The following is a 497-nucleotide window of genomic DNA, read 5'->3' as shown; positions in this document are numbered from 1 at the left end:
AAGACAACATACTGATATTGGGTATCCGGTTTCAGCCCGGTATCAGTGAAGCGGGTGGTGGGCGATTTGATCGAGGCAATCTGCTCGTCACCTCGAATCAGTGCGTATTCCATCAAAGGGCTCGAGCCGGGAGACGACGCGTTCCACATCAGCGAGATACTGGTCGACGTTATTTCTGTGGTGTGCAGATCGGTCGGAGCGGTGGGCCGCTCGCCTCCACCCTCTGCCTTGGTACTGACACTGATGACGGCGGATTTATCTGAGGTGACGTTATCCGTGTCAGTCGCTGTGATCTGGTAATCGTAGGCTTTGCCCGGCTCAAGACCTGTGTCTGTGAACGGAGGATGTGTCGTTTCAGGCAGGTGAACGCCGTTACGATAAACGTCATACCGCAGGACCGGCCTGTTCCATACCACAAGATCCCAGTGCAGCGTGATGGAGCTGGTGGTTTGTGCCGTCGACCTGAAATGGGTGGGTGCTGGTGGTTTGTCCGGTCC

Annotated in this window: 1 protein-coding gene; it reads right to left on the bottom strand. The window is 55.9% G+C overall.

Going from position 1 to position 497, the window contains the following annotated elements; all coding sequences use genetic code 11:
- Nucleotides 1–497: fibronectin type III domain-containing protein (locus EE949_RS22230; RefSeq protein ID WP_164666815.1), on the bottom strand; the 497-nt coding region annotated here is incomplete at both ends.

The organism is Pseudomonas viridiflava (genome assembly GCF_900602065.1).
Taxonomy (GTDB): Bacteria; Pseudomonadota; Gammaproteobacteria; order Pseudomonadales; family Pseudomonadaceae; genus Aquipseudomonas.
This window is presented reverse-complemented; position numbering and strand designations above follow the sequence as displayed.